17 protein-coding genes are annotated in these 24,126 nt (G+C 62.2%); 14 read left to right on the plus strand and 3 right to left on the minus strand.

The window, feature by feature from the left end:
- Positions 1–21 precede the first annotated feature (21 nt).
- From FF098_RS16915 to FF098_RS16980, 14 genes are all read left to right on the plus strand, one after another.
- Positions 22–651, plus strand: a complete 630-nt coding sequence (locus FF098_RS16915) for a DUF2460 domain-containing protein (RefSeq protein WP_155142791.1) — start codon at positions 22–24, stop codon at positions 649–651.
- Entirely contained in the window at positions 651–1,547 is an 897-nt protein-coding gene (locus tag FF098_RS16920) for a DUF2163 domain-containing protein (protein WP_155142793.1), read from the plus strand. Before FF098_RS16915 ends, FF098_RS16920 begins: the two co-directional genes overlap by 1 nt.
- Entirely contained in the window at positions 1,544–1,990 is a 447-nt protein-coding gene (locus FF098_RS16925; protein WP_155142795.1) for an NlpC/P60 family protein, read from the plus strand. Before FF098_RS16920 ends, FF098_RS16925 begins: the two co-directional genes overlap by 4 nt.
- 25 nt (positions 1,991–2,015) lie before the next feature.
- Positions 2,016–5,912 (plus strand): baseplate multidomain protein megatron, encoded by a 3,897-nt coding sequence (locus tag FF098_RS16930; RefSeq protein WP_155142797.1) that lies wholly within the window; start codon positions 2,016–2,018, stop codon positions 5,910–5,912.
- A 116-nt stretch (positions 5,913–6,028) separates the two neighbouring features.
- The gene (locus tag FF098_RS16935) at positions 6,029–6,985 is read left to right on the plus strand and encodes a DnaJ C-terminal domain-containing protein (RefSeq protein ID WP_155142800.1); all 957 of its coding nucleotides are present in this window, start codon (positions 6,029–6,031) and stop codon (positions 6,983–6,985) included.
- Positions 6,986–7,068: 83 nt separating this feature from the next.
- Positions 7,069–8,592, plus strand: a complete 1,524-nt coding sequence (locus tag FF098_RS16940; protein WP_155142801.1) for a hypothetical protein — start codon at positions 7,069–7,071, stop codon at positions 8,590–8,592.
- Positions 8,593–8,823: 231 nt separating this feature from the next.
- Positions 8,824–10,320: a DegQ family serine endoprotease gene (locus FF098_RS16945; protein WP_155142803.1), complete on the plus strand. Its 1,497-nt coding sequence runs from the start codon at positions 8,824–8,826 to the stop codon at positions 10,318–10,320.
- Between the two features lie 159 nt (positions 10,321–10,479).
- Positions 10,480–11,157: a response regulator transcription factor gene (locus tag FF098_RS16950; protein ID WP_155142806.1), complete on the plus strand. Its 678-nt coding sequence runs from the start codon at positions 10,480–10,482 to the stop codon at positions 11,155–11,157.
- Positions 11,158–11,174: 17 nt separating this feature from the next.
- Positions 11,175–12,752 carry a sensor histidine kinase gene (locus FF098_RS16955; protein ID WP_155142808.1) on the plus strand — a complete coding sequence of 526 codons (1,578 nt, stop codon included), beginning with the start codon at positions 11,175–11,177 and terminating at the stop codon, positions 12,750–12,752.
- A 181-nt stretch (positions 12,753–12,933) separates the two neighbouring features.
- Positions 12,934–13,221: an HU family DNA-binding protein gene (locus tag FF098_RS16960; protein ID WP_155142810.1), complete on the plus strand. Its 288-nt coding sequence runs from the start codon at positions 12,934–12,936 to the stop codon at positions 13,219–13,221.
- A gap of 126 nt (positions 13,222–13,347) precedes the next feature.
- Complete coding sequence (locus tag FF098_RS16965; protein WP_155142812.1) at positions 13,348–16,269, plus strand: bifunctional [glutamine synthetase] adenylyltransferase/[glutamine synthetase]-adenylyl-L-tyrosine phosphorylase; 2,922 nt, start codon at positions 13,348–13,350, stop codon at positions 16,267–16,269.
- A gap of 27 nt (positions 16,270–16,296) precedes the next feature.
- Complete coding sequence (locus tag FF098_RS16970) at positions 16,297–16,959, plus strand: RNA polymerase sigma factor (protein ID WP_268235296.1); 663 nt, start codon at positions 16,297–16,299, stop codon at positions 16,957–16,959.
- Positions 16,960–16,996: 37 nt separating this feature from the next.
- Positions 16,997–17,392, plus strand: coding sequence for a hypothetical protein (locus FF098_RS16975; protein ID WP_155142814.1), 396 nt, complete (start codon positions 16,997–16,999; stop codon positions 17,390–17,392).
- Between the two features lies 1 nt (position 17,393).
- On the plus strand, positions 17,394–17,954 hold the full coding sequence (locus FF098_RS16980; RefSeq protein WP_166426610.1) for a periplasmic heavy metal sensor: 561 nt from the start codon (positions 17,394–17,396) through the stop codon (positions 17,952–17,954).
- Between the two features lie 3 nt (positions 17,955–17,957).
- Here FF098_RS16980 and FF098_RS16985 read toward each other — a convergent pair whose 3' ends face one another.
- From FF098_RS16985 to pepN, 3 genes are all read right to left on the minus strand, one after another.
- Complete coding sequence (locus tag FF098_RS16985) at positions 17,958–20,357, minus strand: sensor histidine kinase (RefSeq protein ID WP_155142819.1); 2,400 nt, start codon at positions 20,355–20,357, stop codon at positions 17,958–17,960.
- Between the two features lie 246 nt (positions 20,358–20,603).
- The gene (locus FF098_RS16990) at positions 20,604–21,230 is read right to left on the minus strand and encodes a porin family protein (protein WP_155142821.1); all 627 of its coding nucleotides are present in this window, start codon (positions 21,228–21,230) and stop codon (positions 20,604–20,606) included.
- Between the two features lie 255 nt (positions 21,231–21,485).
- Entirely contained in the window at positions 21,486–24,101 is a 2,616-nt protein-coding gene (gene pepN, locus FF098_RS16995; RefSeq protein WP_155142823.1) for an aminopeptidase N, read from the minus strand.
- Positions 24,102–24,126: the final 25 nt, after the last annotated feature.

The following is a 24,126-nucleotide window of genomic DNA, read 5'->3' on the forward strand; positions in this document are numbered from 1 at the left end:
ATCGTATAAGGAGCAACCAGAATGGCTTTTCACGACATCCGCTTTCCCGTCGATATTTCCCTGTCCTCCGATGGCGGGCCGGAACGGCGCACCGACATCGTCACCCTTTCCTCCGGACACGAGGAGAGGAACTCCCCCTGGGCCGGGTCGCGGCGGCGGTTCAATGCCGGCTATGGCATCAAGTCGCTGGCAGAAATCGAACAGGTCATCGCCTTTTTCGAGGCCCGCCACGGGCGGCTTCATGCCTTTCGCTGGCGCGATCCCTTCGACTGGAAATCCTGCAGCATAGCCGATGCGCCTCAACCGGACGACCAGCCCATCGGCACCGGGGATGGTGAGGCAACGCAGTTTCAACTCGCCAAGACATATGTCAGTGGCGGGCATGGCCATACCCGTAAGATCACCAAGCCGGTCGATGGGACGGTCGTGGTTGCCGTCAATGGTGTAACTGTTGATCCGGGTAACTACGGCATCGACGAAACGACCGGTCTCATCACTTTCGACACGGCCCCGGCGGATGGCGCGGCGATCACCGCCGGGTTCGAGTTCGACGTCCCGGTGCGCTTTGACAGCGACACGCTGTCGATCAGCCTTGCCGCGCTAAAGGCTGGCGACATTCCCAACATTCCGGTCATCGAGGTGTTGTCCTGATGCGTATCATTCCGCCCGCCCTCCAGACCCATCTCGACTCAGGCACGACCACGCTTGCCACCTGCTGGCGGCTGACGCGCAGCGACGGCACCGTGTTCGGCTTCACCGATCATGACCGGGCGCTGGTCTTCGACGGCACAACTTTCGCCGCAATGACCGGCGGCACGCTCTCCGCGCTGGAAAGCTCCGCCGGGCTATCGGTCGACAATGCCGATATCGAGGGGGCCTTCAACGCCGTCGCCTTGACGGCGGCTGATCTCGATGCCGGGCGCTATGATGGCGCGATGCTGGAAGTATGGCGTGTCAACTGGCAGGACACGGACCAACGCGTGCTGCTGAAGACCGGCACGCTGGGTGAGGTCCGCCGGGGCGGTCAGTCCTACACCGCAGAATTGCGTGGCCTCGGCGCGCGCCTCGACGAGGAGACGGGCCGCGTCTATCAGCATGGCTGTGACGCCGTGCTTGGCGATGCGCGCTGCGGCGTCGATATTGACGCTCCCGCTTACAGGGGCAGCGCCACGGTCAGCGCTGTGCCGGGCCATGACCACGGAAGGGGCGAGATCGCCGTCACCGGCCTCAACGCCTTCGCCGATGGCTGGTTCACCCATGGGCTTGTCACCTTCACGAGCGGGCAGAATGAGGGCCTGCGCGTGCCTGTCCGCCGCCATGTCGCGGGCACAACCCACAGGCTGATCCTGTGGCAGCTGCCGCGCCGCCCGGTCGCCGAGGGCGATACACTCACCGTCACCGCCGGATGCGACAGGCGCTTTGCCACCTGCCGCACGAAATTCTCCAATGGGCTCAATTTCAGGGGCATGCCGCATATTCCGGGCAATGATTTCGTCACGCGCTATCCGGTCTCCGGCGAGCCGAACACAGGGGGCAAGCGCTCATGAGCATACCCAACGGACCTTCACGGGAGGAGATCGTCGTCGCCGCCCGCGACTGGCTGCGCACACCCTATATCCATCAGGCGAGCTCAAAAGGGGCAGGCACGGACTGTCTCGGCCTCGTGCGCGGCCTCTGGCGTGAGCTTTATGGCGAGGAGCCGGAAGCCCCGCCGCCCTATACGCCGGACTGGATCGAGCGCCATGGCGATGAGCGCCTGTTGGCCGCCGCCAGCCGCTGGATGGTGTTGCGAAATGACGGCGCCCTTGTTCCCGGCGATGTCGTTCTCTTCCGTGTCGTGCCGGGCGGCCCAGCCAAGCATATGGGCGTGCTGATGGGCGATGATCGCTTCATCCACGCCTATGCCGGGCGGGCCGTATGCGAGAGCTGGCTATCGCGCTGGTGGAAGGCACGCATCGCCGGTCTCTACGCCTTCCCCGGCGTCGAATAACAGCTTTCAGTAAGAGGATCATTTCATGAGCCAACTCGTCATCACTGCCGGGCGCATCGCCGGCGGCGCTGCCAGAAGCCTTGGCCGCGGTCTCGCCTCCGGCATCGCCAGGGGCGCAGCGGCTTACGTTACCGGTCAGGCGGAAAATCTCATTTATGGCCCGGTCAAGCGCCAGCGTACAGGTCCGCAGGTCGATGCCTTCCGCCTGCAGACGGCAAGCGAAGGCACGCCCATCCCCGCCGTCTATGGCCGTACGCGATTGTCGGGAGAGATCATCTGGGCGTCGGATTTCCTCGAAACCGTTTCCACCGACACGACGACAAGAGGCGGGAAGGGCGGCGGCACCCGCCGCCCGGTGGAGACGACCACCACGACGTACCTATATTCCGTCTCCCTCGCCATCGGCCTGTGCGAAGGCGAGATCAGCCGAATCGGGCGGGTCTGGGCCGATGGCAAGCCGGTCAGCCTTCAGAACTACACTCACCGTCTCTATACGGGCACGGAGGACCAGTTGCCCGACAGCGCCATCGAGGCGGTGGAGGGGGCAGGCCTCGCGCCCGCCTATCGCGGCCTTGCCTATGTCGTGTTCGAGGATTTGCCGCTGGCCGCCTTCGGCAACCGCATCCCGCAATTCTCCTTCGAGGTCGAGTGCCCACTGACGAGTGAGGACGGCGCCAGTCTTGAGAACGCCGCCCGGGCTGTCTGCATGATTCCGGGGTCAGGCGAGTCTGCCTATGCGACCACGCCAGTACTCGTCGATGATGGCGAGGGCGTAACCCGGCAGGAGAATGTCAACAACAATGCCGGCGGCACGGACCTTGTCGCCTCGGTCCGTGCGCTGACGGAGACGCTGCCTGCCTGTTCCAAAGTGGCGCTGATCGTCTCCTGGTTCGGTACCGATTTGCGCGCAGGCTTCTGCGAGGTGAAGCCCGGTGTCGAGCTGGCCGACAAGGACACGACGCCGTTCCAATGGTCCGTGGGCGGCACGAGCCGAGAGGACGCCCATGTTGTCTCGACCATTGATGGCCGCCCGGCCTATGGCGGCACGCCGTCAGACCGCTCGGTCGTCGAGGCGATCCAGCATCTGAAGGCGCAAGGCTTCGAGGTGCTGTTCTATCCCTTTATCCTGATGGATATCGCGCCGGGCAATGCGCTGCCTGATCCGGACAGCGGTACATCCGGTCAGCCGGCCTTCCCGTGGCGCGGGCGCATCCGGCCAGGCAGTCTCGACAAGACCGCTGCCGCGCGGACCGCCGTCAACGCCCTGTTCGGCACGGCTGGGCCATACGATTTCTCCGTGTCCGGTATCAGCGTCACCTATACCGGCCCGGCTGAGTGGGGCCTCAACCGCATGATCCTGCATTATGCTCATCTGGCGAAGGCGGCGGGCGGTGTCTCGTCCTTCCTGATCGGGTCGGAGATGCGCGGGCTGACGCGTACCCGCGCCGGGGCGGGGGCGTATCCGGCAGTGGAAAAATTCATCGCGCTGGCGGCGCAGGTCCGCACTGTGCTGGGCGTCTCTACAGAGATTTCCTATGCCGCCGACTGGTCCGAATATGCCAGCTACCAGCCTGTTGACGGGTCGGGCGATGTGCTGTTCCCGCTCGATGCTCTGTGGGCGGACGGGAATATCGACTTCATCGGCATCGACAATTACTTGCCGCTCGCCGACTGGCGCGACGGGCAGGGCCATCTTGACGCGCAGCTCGGCTGGCGTAGCCCGTATGAGCTTGCCTATCTGCAAGGCAATATCAGGGGCGGTGAAGGCTATGACTGGTACTATGCCACCGACGCCGACCGCGCGGCGCAACTGCGTACACCCATAGACGATACGGCCCATGGCGAAGACTGGGTCTTCCGCCCGAAGGACCTGTGGAATTGGTGGGCCAATGTCCACCACGAGCGCCCCGGCGGCGTGCGCAATGCCAGCGAGACACCTTTCGTGCCGCGCGCCAAGCCGATCCGCTTTACCGAGCTTGGCTGCGCCGCGATCGACAAGGCCGCGAACCAACCGAATGTTTTCTTCGATCCGAAAAGTTCCGAAAGCGCCTTGCCGCATTTCTCCAACGGTAATCGAGACGATTTCATCCAGCGCCGCTTCATCGAGGCGCACTTGTCTTTCTGGTCCGAGGTTGAGAACAACCCGGTCTCGCCCATTTATGGCGGGCCGATGGTCGATATTTCGGGCATCTATCTATACGCCTGGGATGCGCGGCCTTTTCCTGATTTCCCGGCGCGTACGGAGCTTTGGTCCGATGGCGACAACTGGACCTTCGGTCACTGGCTGAACGGGCGGGCAGGGCGCGTGCCGCTGGGCCAACTGACGGCAGCAATCGCCGGGCGCACAGGGCTGACCGAGATCGAGACCGGCGCCTTGCAGGGCCTCGTCACCGGTTATGTCATCGACCGGCCGATGAGCCCGCGTGCGGCGCTGGAGCCGCTGCTCGGGCTCTATCAGGTCGATGCGCTGGAAACCGCGACCGGTATCTCCTTCGTGCCGCGCGGCGGTGAAGCAACGCTCACGATCTCGCCCGACCGCCTTGTCGCAGGCGAAGGGGAGCCCTTTGAACTGACCATGGCGCAGGCCGGTGACCTGCCAGCGGCGCTTGAAATCGCCTATCTTGATGACGGGCAGGATTATGCCCTCTCCGTCGCTGGCGTGCGGCAATCCTACTCCATCAGCAAGCGGACGGTCAGCCTCGATGCGCCGGTGATCATGGAGACAGGCGAGGCCGAAGGCCGGGCCCGGGCGCTGATTGCCGACGCCATGGTCATGGCTCGCGCCGCCAGCTTTGCCCTGCCGCCATCGATGATGGCACTGGAGCCGACCGATGTCATCGCGTTCGACCTGCCGGAAGGCGCAGTGACATTGCGCATCGGTGAAATCCTCGACGGTCAGGCGCGGCAGGTCCAGGCGGTCGCGACGGCGCCCGGCATCTATGGCATCGACATCGCGGCCTCCCGCCGCCGCACGGAGGCGCCGCCCGCAAGCTATGGCGCGCCGGTGTTCGAGCTTGTCGACCTGCCGCTGCTGGGATCGGGCGACACGCCCTCGCTCCATGCCGCGGCCTATGCCAGCCCCTGGCCGGGTGGCATCGCCGTCTATCGCGAGACGGGCGGCGACCCGGTGCTGGAGGAGATACTCGAAGCGCCAGCCCGCATGGGCCGGTTGGAAGCGGACCTGCCCGCCGGCCCGACCGGGCGCTGGGACAGGGCATCGTCCCTCCGTATGCGCCTGTCGAGCGGCACGGTCTCATCGGCGACGGAAGAAAACGTGCTCGCCGGGGCGAATGGCCTCGCCGTACAGTCCCTGACCGGCGAGTGGGAAGTGCTGCGCTTTGCAACCGCCAGCCTGCAGCCAGATGGCAGCTGGTTGCTGACCGATCTTCTGCGCGGGCTTGCCGGTACGGAGGGGGAAGCCATGGCTGGCGCTGAGGCGGGTGCCCGCGCAATCCTGCTGACCAGCGCCGTCGAGGCGTTCTCCCTGCCGGTCGAAGCGCGGCTCCTTCCTGTTACCCGGCTGGCCGGACCGCGCCAATATGCGCCCGACAGCGACGCCTACGTCACGCGCACCGATACCCCGCAGGGTCTCGGCTGGCGGCCACGCTCTCCGGTATTCCTAAAGGCAGAGGTGGTCAGTGGCGGGATCGCGATCAGCTGGATACGGCGCACACGGATCGGTGGCGACAACTGGGAAGTCGAGGAAGTCCCCCTTGGTGAGGACAGCGAGTTCTACGATATCGACATTCTGGACGGTGAAAGCCTGAAGCGCACGCTCACCTCGACCGTCCCTGCGGTGATATGGGATGCGGCGATGATTGCGGCAGACTTCCCCTCAGGAGGCACGGTGACCATTCGCGTCGCCCAGCGCTCTGCCATTTTCGGGCGGGGCCGGGCCGCGACAATCACCGTCAGCCTTTAGGCCCGCTTATCGCCACCCTTGAAAAACCGGATGAAAAACAGACATATGGAACATTCCATGAAACAGGCCGTATACTCCCTGAACGGCTCTATTCCGGTACTAAGAAGGACTTCGACTTGGCTAAAGACCCCTATACGGTTCTGGGCGTACACAAATCTGCGGATCAGGACACGATCCGCAAGGCCTATCGTGCGCTTGCCAAGCAGTATCACCCGGACCGCAATCCCGGCGACAAGTCTGCCGAGGACAAGTTCAAGGCTGCCTCCGCCGCGTTCGAGATCGTCGGCGACAAGGACAAGCGCGCGAAATACGACCGCGGCGAGATCGATGCCGACGGCAATGAACGCGCCTTTGCCGGGCGCGGCTATGGTGGCGGTGCAGGCGGCCCGGGCGGTTTCCGCGCCGGCGCTTATGGCCATCCCGGTGGCGGCCAGTCGCGCACCTATCGCTCCACCGGCGGTGCCGGTTTCGAGGATATCTCCGATATCTTCTCCGAGATGTTCGGCGGTGGCGGTGCGCGGGCCTCGGCTCCGCAACAGGGCCGCGATGTGCGCTATCGCATGGAGGTGGATTTCCTCGAGGCGGCACGCGGCAATCGCAAGCGGGTGACCATGCCCGACGGGCGCACGCTCGATATCAATATTCCGGAGGGCCTGCGCGACGGCCAGTCCCTGCGCCTGCGTGGCCAGGGCGAGCCGGGGATGAATGGCGGCGAACCCGGCGATGTCTATGTCGATGTCACGGTCAAGCCGCACCGGTTTTTCAAGCTGGAAGGCGACACCGTCACCCTTGACGTGCCGGTCACCCTCAGCGAGGCCGTGCTGGGCGGAAAGATCACCATCCCCACCGTTCATGGTGAGGTCTCGATTGCCGTGCCCAAGAGCGCCAGTTCCGGCACGGCCCTTCGCCTGCGGGGCAAGGGGCTGAAGAATTCAAAGACCGGCACCCATGGCGACCAGATCGCCCGCCTGCGCATCGTCCTCCCCGACAAACCGGACGAGGCCTTGGAAGAATTTGCCAAGAACTGGGATGGCGATCGCGAAGACGACCCCAGATCGAAGCTAAAACTATAGGCTCGGCTATTGCGCCGCCCGCCCGACACACTTTACCCTTGATAGTTGCTGATTGTCTCGACAGGCAACAAGGGGCGGCACACTTGATTGGATCCGCAAAGGAAGAAAAGCTTTTAGCGCTGTTCCAGGCCGTTCCGGCGGACCTGTTGCGCGGCCTTTACGCTGCCTTGGGCAAAAGCGTTTCGGGCGAAAAGAGTGCTTCCGGCGATGTCGATACCATCCTGCTGCGCCTGATCGGTGACGCCGCCGCAGGGCGCGGTATCGAGCTTGGCAATCAAGAAGCGATGGCTGAAGAGATCGATAGCGAAGAACCGCTGATGCTCGATGCCGATAGCGAGGAGGCGGAAGACAGCGATGAGCTGTCTGTCTTCACCCCGCCGCGCAACGCGATGCATGCCTTCTTCCTGCCGTTCGAGTCGCTGATCATCGATCCGCCGCGCTATGCCGGCCGCATCGATGGCTATCTGTGCTCGACGTCGCTGCCCGGTATATGGCGTATGCTGAATGACGAAGGCTCCGGCGCCGTCATCCGTGATATCTGGATGCGGGCAGAGCTGGAAGGGGCAGACCAGCCGGAAGAATATTACCGCCATATCACCAGTGAAATGCATGCAGCAGCCCGCGTGATCGTCGATAATCTCTGGGTTCGCGCCCGCGAGGACAAGGCAACGCGCCGCGCGCTCGTTTCACGGCTCGGTGGAGAGACCGGCCTTGGCGACTTCGCCGAGCTGCAGAAAATGCTGCCGCTCATCCTGTCATTCCAGGGGGAGTTCAACAAGGTTCGTCCCCTGATCGACCAGCGACTGAAGGCCAATGCCGGGGATATCGCCGCCCATATCATGGACGTTCATCGCGCCAGGCCTTCGCTCGCGACCTATCTGCAATTCGCGATCCTGTCGAATCTCGAACAACCCTGGCAGGCGCTATGGCTGCATGCTGCCCTGAACGAGGCTGCGCAGGAAGAAGGGCGGCAAAAGCCCGTTTCCCTGATCGCGCGTCATTTGCTTTCTGTACTCGACCTGCAAAGCGACTGGCTCGCGCGACGCGTTACCTCAGAGGCGGGAGAGGCAAGTGCCCTCGACCCGTTCCTCGGCTTCTCCGAACTCTTGTCGGGCATTATCGGCAAACGCTCGCTCCTTGGCGGCGAGGAGCTTGAAGACCGGCTAGACGACCTGGTCGAGGCTGGTTCCGACATGTTCGAGCAGTTGATCGAAACCGCCGCCGGTTCGCTTGAAGCCGTGTTGCGGGTGCGTGCCGACGATTCCGATGGCGATGTGCCCGACCTGTCCTGGCAGACCGGTTCAGAAGAGGTTCGTCGTCTTGTCCGCATCGGGCATGACGCCGCCCATTTCCTGCAGGCCGGCGACATGATGGCGCCGCTCTATGGCAAGAGCGAGGTCTGGCGGTCACTGCATCGCGAGACGGTCACTTTCTTGGACCAGTATCTCGGCCAGGTGATCAGGCGGTTGCAATCACTCTCCGGTCCGGAACTGGAGGATTATGCAACGCGTGCAGCCTTCCTTTTGCCGATCGCCGAACTGCTGGGCAGCGAGGGGGCAAAGGTCTCCCTTCAGGACGCACTTGAGCAGGCAAAGCTCGCCGCCTGACGGTCCGTCCCGGTTAACATTCCATTTATTCTGTTAAAACAGTCACTTGCGTGCAGTGTCCATTACTAAGATGTAACTCCTGCGACACGGTCATGTAAGAGTAATGTCACCATATTACAGGGGAAGTTGGCTGCCAGTGGGGCTGGCCGGAACTAGAGATAACCGTCTCGCTGCCCTCCGCTTCGAAAAACCGGGCAGGTTTCGGATCAAACTGGAGATAAGGGTAAGAAGATGACACTCCGCACGATTGCAAACACACCATTCAAAAAACTAATTCTTTCAGGCGTGGGGGCGCTCGCCATCGGCGCAGCAGCCATCGCGCTTCCCGACACGACCTATGCCCAGGCACCGCGCCTGATGACACCGCCGACCGGCTTTGGCGGTCAGATGTCCTTTGCCGACCTGGTCGAGCAGGTCAGCCCGGCCGTCGTCTCCATCCATACCGAGAAAACCATCGAGCAGCCGGAGATCCCCAGCGAGTTCCAGTGGTTCTTCGAGCGCCAGTTCGGCGAGGATTTCGAGGAGCGCTTTGGTGAGGAACGCCAGGCCGCTGCCGAAGGCTCCGGTTTCTTCGTGGATGGTGACGGCCATATCGTCACCAACAACCACGTCATCGATGGCGCGGAAACTATCACGATCCGCCTGAATGACGGGTCAGAGCTCGATGCAGTGCTGCTCGGCACCGATGCCGCAACGGATATCGCGGTGCTGAAGGTCGATGCACCGAACAACCAGCCTTTCGTGACCTTTGCCGACAATGTGAATTTGCGCGTCGGTGACTGGGTTCTCGCCGTCGGCAACCCGTTCGGCCTTGGCGGCACCGTCACCAGCGGTATCGTATCCGCCATCGGTCGCGACAATGGCATGGGCGTCTACAACGATTTCATCCAGATCGACGCGCCGATCAACCGCGGTAACTCCGGTGGTCCGACCTTCGACCTCAATGGCCGTGTCGTTGGCGTCAACAACGCGATCTATTCCCCGACTGGCGGTTCTGTCGGTATCGGTTTCGCGATCCCGGCCCAGACGGCGAGCTTCGTCGTCGACCAGCTGATCGAAAAGGGCACCGTGACCCGTGGCTGGCTCGGCGTCGAGATCCGTCCGTTCGACAACAATCACGCTGCTGCTGTCGGTCTCGACAGCGATGACGGCGCGCTGGTCGTGAATGTCCAGTCCGGTACGCCTGCGGCAAAGGCCGGTATCGAAAGCGGTGACATCGTGCTCGATTTCAATGGCACGAAGGTCGACAATGCCCGCACGCTGACCCGCGCTGTCGGCGCGGTCGCACCGGGTGAGACCGCCAAGCTGACCGTCTGGCGCAATGGCGAACAGAAAAACCTTCGCGTCAAGCTGGGCGAGCGCAATGAAGAGCAACTCGCCGAAGCCGACATCCCGAGCGATGATGGTGCCAGCCCGACGCCGGAAATCACCTCCGAGCTGGGCGTGCGCTTCAGTGCACTGACGGATCAGGCTCGCCAGCAATATGACCTGCCGGCAGAACTGCGCGGTGCGCTCGTCACATCCGTCGCGCCAAACAGCCCGGCTGCACAGGCAGGCTTGCAGCGTGGCATGGTGATCTACGAGATCGACAATGATGCGGTCAGCTCGCCAAGTGACGTCGAAAGCAAGATCAAGTCGTTGCAGGACAGTGGCAAGGAAGCGGTGCTTTTGCGCGTCCAGGCCGGTGATCGCAAGGACTTCCGCGCGCTGCCGCTTAAAAAGTCCTGAAGGCTGTTCGTGCTGCAGCTTCTGAACCATTGTTGCGGGCAAGTATTATAAGCAAGCAGGCTGTCTTTATTCAGGGCAGCCTGTTTGTCCTTTTTTGTGCCACACGGTGCTGATAGACCGGCGGCAAGATATTTTCGGGGAACGAAAGGAAGTTCGAACATGCGGATCCTGGTAGTCGAAGATGATGCGGATGCGGCGGCCTATCTGGTCAAGGGCCTGCGCGAGGCAGGTCACTCTGTCGACCATGTGATCGATGGCGCGACCGGCCTGAACATGGCCGAGAATGGCGGCTATGACGCCTATGTCATCGACCGTATGCTGCCGCAGATGGATGGTTTGACCATGCTGGAAAAACGCCGCGAGGCAGGTGACGAGACACCGGCCCTGTTCCTGTCGGCACTGGGCGAGGTCGATGACCGTGTCTCCGGCCTGCAGGCTGGCGGCGACGATTATCTCGTCAAACCCTATGCCTTTTCCGAACTGCTGGCCCGTGTCGAGGCCCTCGGCCGTCGCCGTGCCCCGTCCAACGTGACGACCAAGTTTTCCGTCGGCGATCTTGAGATGGATATCCTGTCGCGGACCGTGCGTCGTGGCGGCCGCAAGATCGACCTGCAGCCGCGCGAATTCCGGCTTCTCGAATATCTCATGCGCCATGCCGGCCAGGTCGTGACGCGCACCATGCTTCTGGAAAACGTCTGGGAGTATCATTTCGATCCGCAGACGAACGTTATCGACGTCCACATCTCCCGCCTGCGCGGCAAGATCGACAAGGACTTCGATACACAGCTTCTCAAGACCGTCCGGGGGGCAGGCTACACGCTCTCTGACGAAGACTGATCGTCAGGGCGAGGGGCATGGCAGAGGAAAGACAGGACAACAGCCGGAAGGGCTCTAGCCGCCTTTTCCGGTTGGTGAGGACGACATCGTTCAGGTTTACCCTGATCACCATGATCCTGTTCATCATCTCCGTGTTCGTGCTGAGTGCCTTCGTCTATCGCGCCACGATCGGCGATGCCATCGGCGATATGGAAGACCAGATAACCGAGGAAGTCGCCGCGCTGGAGCAGGTCTATGAACGGGCCGGCTATCCCGGCCTGCGCCGTGTCATCGGCCTTCGCTCGTCTTCATACAATGCCCGCGGCAGCGCCTATACCAAGGATGCGCTTTACATCCTGATTGATCCTGACAATCGCCAGCCCCCGGTGCGTGACCTCTCACAGATCCCGCCGGAGGCACTCGACAGCGAAAACATCGTCGAGTTCAGCTATGAGCGGATCACGGCGAGCGCCCGCAACAATATTCTGGACCCGGACAAGATCGAGATGCGTTATGGCATCGGCGGGATGCGGCGCATGTACAATCCCGAAACGCGCCGCCAGGAGGCGATTGTCTTCGTTGCCCGCGACATCACAGATCTCGTGCGCATCCGCGAAGCGGCGAGCGATGTGTTCGTGCGCATGGCGGGGGTTACCTTCATCCTCGCGCTCGTCGTTGCATATTTTTCCTCGCGCGCCTTCCTTGCCCGCCTCGACGACGTGAATCGCACGGCAGAAGCGATCACGGCGGGCGATCTCGGCAAGCGTATTCCGCTGTCCGGGGCTGGAGACGAGTTCGATGCACTGGGCCGTAACCTCAACTCCATGCTCGACCAGATAGAGCGGCTGATGACCGGCATGAAGCAGGTCTCCGACAACATCGCCCATGACCTTCGCTCGCCGCTGACCCGTATCCGCAACAGGCTGGAGTCTGCCGTCAGCGAGCCGGAGATCGATTACAAGACGGTGGTCGAGCAAACGATCCCTGATGTCGACCGGCTGCTCGCGACTTTCAACGCGCTCCTGTCGATCACGCGCATCGAATCCGGCGAACGCTACGGCACGATGAAGCCTGTCGATCTCGTCGCCCTCGTCGAGGAAGTGACGGAGCTGTACGAGCCGGCCGCGCAGGATGCCGGCTTCCGCCTGAATGTGGACCTGCAGGCAACGCCGCAGGTGATGGGCTCGCGCGAGCTGATCTCCCAGGCGCTCGCGAACCTTCTCGATAATGCCTTCAAATATGGCCGGACGAGCGAGGAGGGGGTCGAGCCGACCATCGAGGTCAAGGTCGCGCCCCGTGTCGGTGGCGGCGCACTCATGTCTGTCTCCGATAACGGCCCGGGTGTCTCTCCCATCGATCGCGAGCGCATTCTCAATCGCTTCGTGCGTCTGGAAAAAAGCCGTTCCACCCATGGCTCCGGTCTCGGCCTGTCGATGGTCACGGCCATTGCGCGCTTCCATAATGGCCAGCTTTCCGTTGGTCCGGGCCTGCCGCGCCATGAGGACAAGCACTCCCTAGACCAGCCGGGCAATTACGGTCTCGGCATCAGAATCGCTTTCCCGCCTGCGCCCAAGAACCTGTTCGAGATGATCAAGATCGGTAACCAGAAAGGCTGAGGCCACAAACGGCCCCTGATTCTGGACCCCGCAAGTGCCTTTTCGGCCTGAAAACCCGCAAAAACAAGGGATTCATGGCACCTTCCCGCTTGAAACCCTGTAAAAATCAGGTCTTTGTTTAAGCATCCGCCCACGGAATGAGGGCGGGTCCGTTTCAACAAAGATCTGGGAAAAATCCAAAATGAGCAAAGCAGACTTTATCGCCAACGTTGCCAAATCCGGTGACATGAGCAACGCCGAAGCAAAGCGCGTTGTCGAGCTGGTTTTCGGCGAAATCGAAAATGGCCTGAAGAAAGCGAAAAAAGAAGGCAAGTACACGATCGGTACCTTCGGCACGTTCACCATCACCAAGCGCGCCGCCCGCAAGGGCCGCAATCCGCGCACGGGTGAGGAGATCAAGATCAAGGCCTCCAAATCGCTGCGCTTCAAGCCGTCGACCAATCTGAAGGAAGCTGCAGGCACAAAGTAAGCGCCGCGCATGATTTTCCAGGAAAGCCCGCCTTGATGGCGGGTTTTTTTGTGCCCGCTCTGCCTTATACTCTTGTGAAAAGAGTTGGGCAGATGCAGCGCCAGCCACAATTCAGGAAGGAACGAGATGGCTGAGGGCCGTACCATCGAAGATCTGATCGCCGGGGCGGACCGTGCCCGCTGGCCACGACGCCATAACAACGAGCGGGCAGACCGCATGCGCAGCGAGCTGGATGGGCGTGCGGGCGATCTCGATGCTGCCGTCATCGATCTGCTCTGCCTGATCGCTTCTGGCTCCCCCTTTCTGGAGCGGACGTTCCGGCTGAACCTGGAAGTGTTGGTCGATCTGCTGAGACTGTCGCCCGAGGCAGCCATCGACCGCATCGTGGAACAGGCCGAGGCCGCACGCACGGACCCGCAGGCCCCGGCAACGCTCCGCTCACTGAAAAAACAGGTCGCCATGATCCTGTCGGTCCTCGACCTGTCCGGCCTGTGGGATGATCGCGCGGTGATGTCGGGTCTCAGCCGTTTTGCCGACTCCGCCGTGCGCGCTGCCTTCGACCATGCCATGCGTGAGTTGACCGGCATTGCGGGCACTGAATTGGTGGCTGAACAGGCAGGCTTTGCCGTTTATGCCATGGGCAAGCATGGCGCCTGCGAGCTGAACTATTCCAGCGATATCGACCTTGTCATCTTTCATGAGACCAAACTGGTCGAGGCGTTCCTCGCGCCGAGGGACATGACGGAGAAGATGAAGGAGACGCGCCGTTTCCTCGACCGCACGATCCAGCGGGCGATGGCGACCCTGCAGGACCAGACGGCGGAGGGATATGTTTTCCGCACCGACCTGCGGCTGCGCCCCGATCCCGGCTCGTCCTCTGCATCTGTCAGCGTTTCGGCTGCGGAGCATTACTACGAGACCTATGGCCAGAACTGGGAACGGGCGGCGTTCATCAAGGCGCGCTTCATCGCAGGCGACGAGCGGACAGCCGATGCGATGAACTCGATCTTCACGCCGTTCATCTGGAGGAAATATCTGGATTATTCGGCGATCGAGGATATCCACTCGATCAAGCGCCAGATCCATGCCGTGCGCGGGCAGGCGGATTTTGTCTTCGAGGGGCATGACATCAAGCTCGGGCGCGGCGGCATCCGCGAGATCGAATTTTTCGTCCAGACACAGCAATTGATCCTTGGCGGGCGTATCCCGTCCCTGCGCGAAAAGACGACCCTCGGCGGCCTGCAGGCGCTGGTCGGGGCAGGGCAGGTGGCGCAAAAGACCTGCGAAGAGCTGAGCGCTGCCTATCTGTTCCTGCGCCATCTGGAACACCGTATACAGATGGTCAACGATGAGCAGACCCACGAGATCCCCGAGCGTGCGGAGGAAATCGCCCGTCTCGCCCACCTGTCTGGTTATGACGACAGCGCGACGCTGAAGCTGGATGTGGTCGAGACGCTGAAAATCGTTCATGATCATTATGCTGACCTGTTTCACGAGGAGGAGGACCTGTCCGCCGGTATCGGCTCTCTCGTCTTCACCGGTGTCGATCATGATCCGCAGACCCTGCGCACGCTCGCCGAGCTTGGCTTCAAGAACCCGCAGGCCGTGTCTGCCACCGTGCGCAGGTGGCACCAGGGCAATATGCGTGCAACGCGCTCTGCCCGCGGCCGGGCGCTGCTGACGAAACTTGTCCCGTCGATCATCCGGGCTTGCGCCAATGTCGATGACCCCGATGCTGCGCTTGCCGCATTCGACGGTTTCCTGCGCAATCTGCCGGGCGGGGTGCAGGTCTTCTCCCTGATGCTGAACAATCTGGAGATTCTCGATCTCGTCGCCGGGCTTGTCAGCATATCCCCGCGGCTGGCACGGGAAATGGCCGTGCACGGACGGTTGGTCGAGGTATTGCTTGACGAGGCTTTCCTGCAACGCTCCGATGCCGATATCACCATAAACGATGAGGAAATCCTCGACGCGGTGGAACGAGCCGTCGATTACGAGGAGGCGCTAAACGCGCTTCGCCGCGAAGACCGCGAAGTCTGGTTCCAGATTTCCTGTCGCCTCTTGCTGGAGCGAAGTGCCCCGCGCGATGCCGCCCGCAATTATGCGGCATTGGCCGATATCGGCATCGGTGCCTGTGTCGACATCGCCATGCGCGAGATGGTCGAGGCCCATGGCGAGATTGACGGCGCAATCTCGGTCATCGGCATGGGGCGCCTCGGCGCGGTGTCGCTGACCGCGACATCCGATCTCGACCTGATCTTCATCTATGATGCGCCGCCTGATGCGGAGTCCAAAGGCGGTACCGGCAAGGCGCTGGATGCGACGACCTGGTACACCCGCTATGTCCGCCGCCTCGTCACCGCCCTGTCGGCCCAGACGGAGGAGGGCGAGCTATACGAGATCGACATGGCCCTGCGCCCGTCCGGCGGGGCTGGCCCTGCCGCCGTCAGCCGCAACGCGTTCGAAACCTATTACCGGAAAGACGCATGGACGTGGGAGGAGATGGCGCTCGTCAAGGCGCGGATTATCGCCGGTGATGACGACCTTGCCGACCGGCTCGACCGGCATGTCGAAAAGATCCTGACCCGGCAACGCGACCCGGCAGACACCGCGCAGGATGTCATCGACATGCGCCGCCGCCTGCTGGAGAACAAGCCCGGCCGCAGCGTGCTCGACGTCAAGCTGGCCCATGGTGGCCTGACCGATATCGACTTCATCTGCCAGTATCTGAGCCTTGTCCACGCCGCCGAGAAGGGTCGCTTCCCGGCGCATATCCTTGATGCCCTGCCGGTGATGGCCGATCTCGGCCTGATGGAGCGCGCCGATGCCGAAACGCTGATGGAGGCGGCGCAGGGCTATGAGGCGGTGATCCAGGTCACCCGCATCACGCTGGATCGCGGTGCCGACCCATCGACCATGCCCGCCGCCGTACGCCGCCTGATTGCCCGCAAGATCGGCATCGACGATCCTGACGGTATAGAGGGCTGGCTGGAAGCACGTCAGGCCGAGGTGCGAGGCCTGTTCGAGCGCTATGTCGGTGCGCTATAAGCTTTTTCGCAGACCCGCGACGGATTTGTGCCGCTGGCCCGTTATAGTCATGTCAGCGAGCGGCAGTCGCCTTGCGCCTCAGGAGACCGGAAAACAGCCTTGTCCTTGGAAGACCCTGACATCGAGGATATCCGGCTGCTGGCCGGGGGTGATGCGGCTGCCGCGTCGCGGCTGGTGCTGCGCCATTCCGACCGACTGATGGCGGTCGCCTATCGCATGACCGGGGCGCGTGATGCTGCCGAGGATATTGTGCAGGAAGCTTTTATCCGGATGATGCGGCAGGCTGCGAAATGGGAAGAAGGCAAGGCGCTGTTCTCCACCTGGCTGCACCGGGTGACGGTCAATCTGTGCTATGACCGGCTGCGCAAGGCATCGACACGCTATGAGCAGGCTGCAGGCGATGACCTGCCGGAAGAGGCGGCAGACGAGCCCGCGGCGGATGCGATGCTGGAAGGGCGCGAGCGCGGGCTTGCCGTGCGCGAGGCGCTGGACCGGCTGCCGGAGCGCCAGAAGATGGCGATCGTGCTGTGCCACTATGAGGATCTGTCCAACCAGGAAGCGGCAGAGGCGATGGACATCAGTGTCGAGGCGCTGGAATCGCTGCTGGCGCGCGCGCGCCGCTCGATGCGCAAGGACATGAAGCTGGCCGCCGCATTGAACGACGAGCTGGCTGACGATATGGCTGAATGATGAAATTGCGGGGGCAATGATGAGTGATGGTAAGAAGATGAACACGTATACAGACAGAAATCCTGAAGATCGGGAGCTTGCCGCGGCGATTGCCCGCGACAGGGCGGATGATCCGGCACCGCGCCTCAGCGAGGCAGCGATGGCGCGGATCATGGCGGAGGTGCCGCAGGCCAGTGCTGCTGCGACGGTGCAGCCAGGTGGCTCATCCGTGCGGCCGGGTTCTGGTCGGAATTTCGGCCTTTCGGCCATCGCCGGGCTGTTTCGCCCGCCCGTCTGGCAGGCCTTCGCCATTGCCGGTGTGGCAGGGCTTGTCGCGGGGGGTATCCTGCCAGCTGCCACCCTAGCCGAGAGCGATGTGACGCCGGAACAGGAATTTGCCATTTATCTGCAGTCTGACGATGCATTCGCCACGCTGCTGGAAGAGGACCTCTGATATGCGGTTTGCCCTGATTGCTTCGCTCGTCGTCAACGTGTTTCTTGCCTTCGCCATCCTCAGTGGTTCACTGCTGCATAATGGCAAGCCGCCGAAAGACGGCCCCCGCCACCATGATATGAGAGGCGGGGAAGACTTGTTTCTCTCGCCCCGAGCCTTTGAGGACCTGCCAGAGGAATTCCGGCAGGAAATGCGCGAGAAGATCCGTGCGCAGATCCCCGCCGCCCGTGACCTTCACCGTGAAATCTGGAAGAAGCGCCGCGAGGCGCTGGAGCTGATGCGCCAGGCTGATTTCGACGAGGCTGCCTTCCGCCAGCTGTCGCAGGAGATCAGGACGCTGGACGCAGAGGGCAAGGCCCTGATGTATGCAACGGTGCTGGACATGGTGGCGAGCCTGCCCGACGAGGAGCGGATTGCCTTTGCCGAACGCGTTATCGAGCAGGACGAGGAAATGCGTGCCCGCTGGCGCGACCGGGCGGACAAATGGCGAGAAGACCGGGAAGGGTCCCGTGACATGCGTCCTGTGCCCGTTGAAGATATGGGGCCGCCGGAAGAGGAATAGTCGTTATTCCGCAGCGCGTTCCTGGGAACCGCCCCTCGCGGCTTTTGCCGGGCTTGGTAGCTTGGTCAGCACATGGCCCTGGCGGCGCAGGAGTTCCGGCACCTTCACCGTTACCCCGGCGCGGCGCGGGATGGTGAAGGCGGCAACGGTGCCACGGCCCTTTTCGCTCGCCAAGACGAGAAGGCCGCTTTGCAGCTCCATCAGCGATTTCGACAGGGCAAGGCCGAGGCCCGAGCCATTGCGGCTCTTGGCCAGATGATCCTCGATCAGCTCGAACGGCTCGCCCAGTTTCTCCAGGCGATCCCGGGCGATGCCGATGCCGGTATCGGCGATCAGTACCGTGACGGAATCAAGATCGGCCTGTGCCGTGACCGTGACGGAGCCACCGGCCTCGGTGAATTTCACCGCATTGGACAGGAGGTTGACGAAGACCTGTTTCGTTGCGCGATTGTCCGCCCAGACGGAGGGCAGGGCGCTGATCGAGGAGGTCAGCAGGATGTCGCGCTCGCGCGTTTCCGGTTCGACGAAGCGCAGGCCCTCGCCAAGGATGCGTTCGAGGTCGACGGGCTGCGGATGCAGTTCCATCCGGCCGGCCTCGATCTTTGACATGTCAAGGATGTCGTCGATCAGCGCCAGCAGGTGACGGCCGGAACCCAGAATATCGTCGATATATTCCTTGTACTTCGCATGACCGATCGGGCCGTACAGCTCCGATTGCATGACCTCGGAAAAACCGTTGATGGCATTCAGCGGGGTGCGCAGCTCGTGGCTCATATTGGCGAGGAATTCTGACTTGGACAGGTTCGCGTCCTCGGCCCGTTTCTTCTCGATCTGGTAATTCTGCATCGCCTCGCGCAGCTCGGAACGGGACTGTTCCAGCGTCTCGACCGTCATTTCCAGTTCACGTTCCTTGCGCTTCTGGGCACGGGCGCGGCGTTTCATGTCGGTGATATTGGTGACGACGCAGACCCAGCCGCCTTCCTGGGTGCGGCGGCGGGAGACATGGCCCCAGCGATTGCCGGGCAGGCGTACTTCCAGCGATTGTTCCCGGCCATCGGCCGGCGGGCCGAAATATTCGGTGATCGTTTCTGCATCTTCCTCTGCGAGATCGGAGACCAGGCCGATGGTCTGACCTGCAACGAGCCGCGTCGGCTGGATACGGAAGATGTTGCAGAACTTCCTGTTCCAGGTGACGAGGCGCCCCTGATCGTCCCACAGCAGGAACGCTTCCGGGATACTCTCGATTGCGTCAGTCAGGCGGGCTTGCAGCTTGGCGGCGCGGCCATTGTCGACCGGGCTGTCGCCCAGCGGCACGATAATGCCATGGCACGGGTCGGACAACTCGTTCAGGCGCGTCATGACCCAGATCCAGCCGCGCGTGCCGGAGCGCATGCGGAACTGCATTGGCTGGGCACTGTCGGACTTGCCGGACCACAGCGCGAGGACCGGGCGCACATCCTTCGGGTGGATCATGCCGGAGATTTCGCGCAGGACCAGCTTGCGGTCCTTCGAGCCGATGCCGAGATGCTGCATTAGTGCAGCTGGCAGCGTGATCAGGCCCGCCTTGGGATCGACCGACCATGTCCCGCCGCCAATAGTCTCAAAGGCGGAAAGACGCTCCTGCGCGTCGGCAAGGGCATTGCTGGCGCGGGTCATCGCCATCGACTGACGGCGCACGAGCAGGAACAGGCTGCCGGCGATCAGCAGGAACACGGCGAGGATCATGGAATAGGTGATCCATGGCGGGGTGCGGGCGAAAATGTCCCGTGCTGGCGACAGGACCACGATCGCCCGGCCATCGGCCATTGGCCGCCAGGTCACCATGGTTTCACCGATGGTGCCATTGGCCACTTCGCCCTTGTCGAACAGCGAGACACCGGGCTGGGCCAGGTTGAAGCCTGCCATGTCATTCGGATGCAGGGCGTAATAATCGGTCGCACCAGCGCTGATATAGGAGGCGCGATCGGCCGCAAGCTCGTATACCGCCGTGCGCGGGCCGACGGAATTGTCCAGCATGGTGCGGCGGATGAGGCTGGTTTCGGCAGCGGGGTCCGATGCCCTCAGCGCCTCGACCTGATCGGCAGCGGCCACGGCGATGCGGTTCTGCACCAGTTCGGTCTCGATCCGGCGGTCACCCGCCTCGCCAGCGGCGCGGAACATGATGAGCAGGGAGATTGCTGCCATCAGCACGGCACCAATGATGCCGACGGCTTTCAGGGACGGCATCTCGATGACGAAGCGCTCGTCAGTTGCCTTCTCCGGTCCGGACTGGTGCCGGGAGATGGCCTCCAGGATCTCGTCATCACCGGACAACTCGCCAGCCCGCGACCGGGGATGGTCCGCGCTGTCATCGCGCGGTATGCCCAGTGCCAGAGGCGATTTGGTGTTGTCGAGGTCAGCCATGAGTGCTCGGGTTCTCGTGGTCAGAAGATTCCGGATATTTACTCTTTGGAAACTATTCCGGTTCGACTCACCCTGTCACGCCCAAAAGGGTTAACAAACCCCTGATTTCACCGGTTATTTCTCCCCAATCCACAATTGTGGAGGGTTTATCTGAAGCACAAAAAAGCCGCTTCGCGAGATGCGGAGCGGCTTTTAAGGCTGCGGCGCCCGGGCAGGGGAACGCCACAGCAATGATGTTGGATATTCCTAGAACTTGTATTCGTAGGAAATGGTGCCGGCATCGCCATTAGCGTCGTCATACTCGTAGCGGGTGTAATCGGCGCGGATGGAGCTCGATTCCGTCACGTCGAATGCAGCACCTGCACCGAAGGCCGGGCCGTTTTCGGAGCCACCGACCTGAACCTCGGAACCATCCGGCAGTTCGATCGTGGAATCGATCTCGGTGAAGCCATAACCGGCACGGGCGAAAACGTCGAAGCGGTCATTAACCGGGATCGTGTAACGACCGAAGATCGCGGCCTGGTAATCGAGGCCGACGTCGCCGGTGCCGATCAGGGCGTCGTCGATGTCGCCGTCATTGTTGGCGTCGAAGTCGAAATCATCTTCGTTGCCTTCATAGTCGAACTCGCCATCATCGATGCCGAACGTGCCTTCACCCTCGATCGACCAGTTCGGTGTGAACTGATAGCCGATGCGGCCGGTCAGGGCGTTGGTGTTGTCACCGATGTCATCCTCTGTTTCCACATCAAGGAAGGTGTAGCCGCCGCCGACATAGAAGCCGGTGTCTTCAGTGGCATAGTCCTGGGCCATGGCAGTCGTGGCACCGCCCATAACAAGGGCACTTGCGGTCGCGATAAGGATTTTCTTACTCATGATGTCGTCCTTTCCGTTTCAGACATGTGCCAGAAACGACGTGAGGGGAGGATTGTTCCGGTAAGAATTTGGGTATTATTGTGGCATCTCTCAGGGTGTGTTGATCGTGCAACAGGCGGGGTGTACTGAGCTTAAATCGCAGTAAGAATGGAATGATCACATTCCTGCCTGATTTCACAGCGTTTAGACTACGGGCACAAAAAACCCATTCATCCACTGCAGGATGAATGGGTTGTGTACGTAGCTGTCCGTTTATTAATCCGACAGGCGTTCGGCCATTTCGAACGTGTTGTTTGACAGGCCGTCTTCCTGCGACAGGGCCTTCAGGCGGGAGCCGAGCATGTCGCGGCGTTTCGGCTCCAGCTTGCGCCAGCTCTCCGTCGCAGTAAGCAGGCGTGCGGCTACCTGCGGGTTGCGTTTGTCGAGTTCGCGGACCTTTTCGAAGAAGAAGTCGTAACCTGCCCCGTCGGCGCGGTGGAATGCCTTGGGGTTTTCTATGGCGAAGGCACCGATCAGCGAGCGGACCTTGTTCGGATTGCCCATGTCGAAGGCCTCGTGCTTCGTCAGCGCGATGATCTTCTCCAGCGCATCCTCGCCACCGGCGAGCGCCTGCCAGACCAGCCATTTGTTGACGACCAGCGGATCGTGCTTCCACTTGTCATAGAAGCGCGACAGGGCGCCCTCGCGCTCCGGCCTGTCGGACTGGGCGAGCAGGGAGACAGCGCCCGCCTCGTCGGTCATGTTGGTTGCGTCAGCCGCCTGTTTCAGGGCGAGGTCGACGGTGGAATCCGACGGTTCGGCCATCAACAGGGCGAGGGCGGCGTTTTTCAGCGCGCGCTTGCCTGCCTGGTCGGCACCGGGATCGTACTCATCCGTGACCATATTTGCCTTGTAGAGATCGGATAGCGTGCCGCGCAGCGTTTCCAGCAGTCCGCGGCGGAACTTGCGGCGCGCCTCTGCGATGGCATCCGGATCGATCTGCGGGACGGCGCGGCCGATATCGGTCTCGGTCGGCACGCGCAGCACCTCGGCGCGGAAGGCCGGCTCCAGCGTGTCGTCCTTGATGATCGTCTCGATCGCCTTGGCATAGGAGATCAGCGCCTCGTGCGTGTTCTCCATCTCATGCTGACCGGCCATCGATTTAAGGAGGTCCATGGCGAAGGCGTGGGCGGTGGCCCAGCGGTTGAAACTGTCCGTGTCTTGAGCGATCAGGCGCAGGCGCTCCTCGGTGTCGAGGTCACGCTTGACGGTGACAGGGGCGGAGAAGCCGCGGAACAGGGAGGCGACCGGCTTGGACTGCAGGCCATCGAAAGTGAAGGTCTGGCTCTCTTCTTTCAGCTCCAGCACCTTCTCATCGACCATCGGTCCGTCCGGCCCGATCAGGCCCATGCGCACGGGGATGTGGCGCGGTGCCTTCTCGTCCTGTCCGGGCGTCGGGTCGGTATGCTGGGTCAGGGTCAGCGCGTAAGTGCCGTTGTCCCATGCTTCCTGCGCTTCGATTTTCGGCGTGCCGGCATCGGAATACCACCGGCGGAACTGGGTCAGGTCGAGGCCGGAAGCCTCTTCCATAGCGCCGACGAAATCTTCCACCGTGGCGGCGGTGCCGTCATTCCTGTCGAAATAGAGATCCGTCGCCTTGCGGAAGTCCTCCGGGCCCAGCAGGGTCTTCATCATGCGGACGAGTTCTGCACCCTTGTCATAGACCGTGGCAGTGTAGAAATTGTCGATGGTGATATAGCTCTCGGGCCGGACCGGGTGGGCGAGGGGGCCTGCATCTTCCTGGAACTGGCGTTGCCACAAGCGGCGCACGTCGCGGATACGGGCAACGGCGCGCGAGCGCTGGTCGGCGGTGAATTCCTGGTCGCGAAAGACGGTGAAGCCTTCCTTCAGGCACAGCTGGAACCAGTCGCGGCAGGTGACGCGGTTGCCCGACCAGTTGTGGAAATATTCATGGGCGACGATGGATTCGATCAGTTCGAAATCGCCGTCGGTCGCGGTTGTCTCGGAGGCCAGCACACAGGAGGAGTTGAAGATGTTCAGGCCCTTGTTCTCCATTGCGCCGAAATTGAAATGGTCGACGGCGACGATCATGAAGATGTCGAGATCGTATTCGCGGCCGAAGGTTTCCTCGTCCCATTTCATCGAGCGCTTCAGCGCGTCGAGGGCATAGTCAGTCTTGTCGAGATTGTGCGGCTGCACGAATATCTGCAGCGTCACCTCTCGGTCCGACATGGTGGTGAAACTATCCTGCTTGTGGGCGAGGTCGCCGCCGACGAGGGCGAAAAGATAGGCGGGCTTGGGGTGCGGGTCGGCCCATTCGGCGAAGTGGCGGCCATTGTCGAGGTCGCCCGTGTCACCCGGATTGCCGTTGGCGAGCAGCACCGGATAGGCGCTCTTGTCGGCCTCGATGCGCACATCATAGGTCGACAGCACGTCCGGCCGGTCCGGGAAAAAGGTGATACGGCGAAAGCCCTCTGCCTCGCACTGGGTGCAGAACATGCCGTTGGAGATGTAGAGACCGGACAGCTTGGTGTTGGCATCCGGGTTGATGATGACTTCCGTCTCCAGCGTGAAGCTCGCGGGCACCTCTTTCACGGTAAGCAGGTTGTGCTCGTAGGACCAGGCATCCTCGCCCAGCGCCTCGCCATCGACGGCGATGGAGACGAGATCGAGGTCCTCGCCGTTCAGCACCAGCGGCGCGTCATCGGCAACGCCCTCATTGCGCTTGACCGACAGGCGGGCCGTCACCCGCGTCTTCGTCTTGTCGAGGGCGAAAGTAAGGCTGACATGCTCGACCAGATAATCCGGTCTGGCATAGTCCTTCAGGAAAATCTTTTTCGGGGCCGATTGCGGCGCTGTGTCTGTTTTCATGGGACATGATGTAGGCCGCTGCCCG

Origin of the sequence: Aquisalinus luteolus, from assembly GCF_009712425.2 — a bacterium.
Taxonomy (GTDB): domain Bacteria; phylum Pseudomonadota; class Alphaproteobacteria; order Caulobacterales; family Parvularculaceae; genus Aquisalinus; species Aquisalinus luteolus.

Coding starts and splice junctions, on each gene's coding strand:
- FF098_RS16915 (WP_155142791.1), top strand. CDS start 22: ATGGCTTTTCACGACATCCGCTTTCCCGTCGATATTTCCCTGTCCTCC.
- FF098_RS16920 (WP_155142793.1), top strand. CDS start 651: ATGCGTATCATTCCGCCCGCCCTCCAGACCCATCTCGACTCAGGCACG.
- FF098_RS16925 (WP_155142795.1), top strand. CDS start 1,544: ATGAGCATACCCAACGGACCTTCACGGGAGGAGATCGTCGTCGCCGCC.
- FF098_RS16930 (WP_155142797.1), top strand. CDS start 2,016: ATGAGCCAACTCGTCATCACTGCCGGGCGCATCGCCGGCGGCGCTGCC.
- FF098_RS16945 (WP_155142803.1), top strand. CDS start 8,824: ATGACACTCCGCACGATTGCAAACACACCATTCAAAAAACTAATTCTT.
- FF098_RS16950 (WP_155142806.1), top strand. CDS start 10,480: ATGCGGATCCTGGTAGTCGAAGATGATGCGGATGCGGCGGCCTATCTG.
- FF098_RS16955 (WP_155142808.1), top strand. CDS start 11,175: ATGGCAGAGGAAAGACAGGACAACAGCCGGAAGGGCTCTAGCCGCCTT.
- FF098_RS16960 (WP_155142810.1), top strand. CDS start 12,934: ATGAGCAAAGCAGACTTTATCGCCAACGTTGCCAAATCCGGTGACATG.
- FF098_RS16965 (WP_155142812.1), top strand. CDS start 13,348: ATGGCTGAGGGCCGTACCATCGAAGATCTGATCGCCGGGGCGGACCGT.
- FF098_RS16975 (WP_155142814.1), top strand. CDS start 16,997: ATGAACACGTATACAGACAGAAATCCTGAAGATCGGGAGCTTGCCGCG.
- FF098_RS16980 (WP_166426610.1), top strand. CDS start 17,394: ATGCGGTTTGCCCTGATTGCTTCGCTCGTCGTCAACGTGTTTCTTGCC.
- FF098_RS16985 (WP_155142819.1), bottom strand. CDS start 20,357: ATGGCTGACCTCGACAACACCAAATCGCCTCTGGCACTGGGCATACCG.
- FF098_RS16990 (WP_155142821.1), bottom strand. CDS start 21,230: ATGAGTAAGAAAATCCTTATCGCGACCGCAAGTGCCCTTGTTATGGGC.
- pepN (WP_155142823.1), bottom strand. CDS start 24,101: ATGAAAACAGACACAGCGCCGCAATCGGCCCCGAAAAAGATTTTCCTG.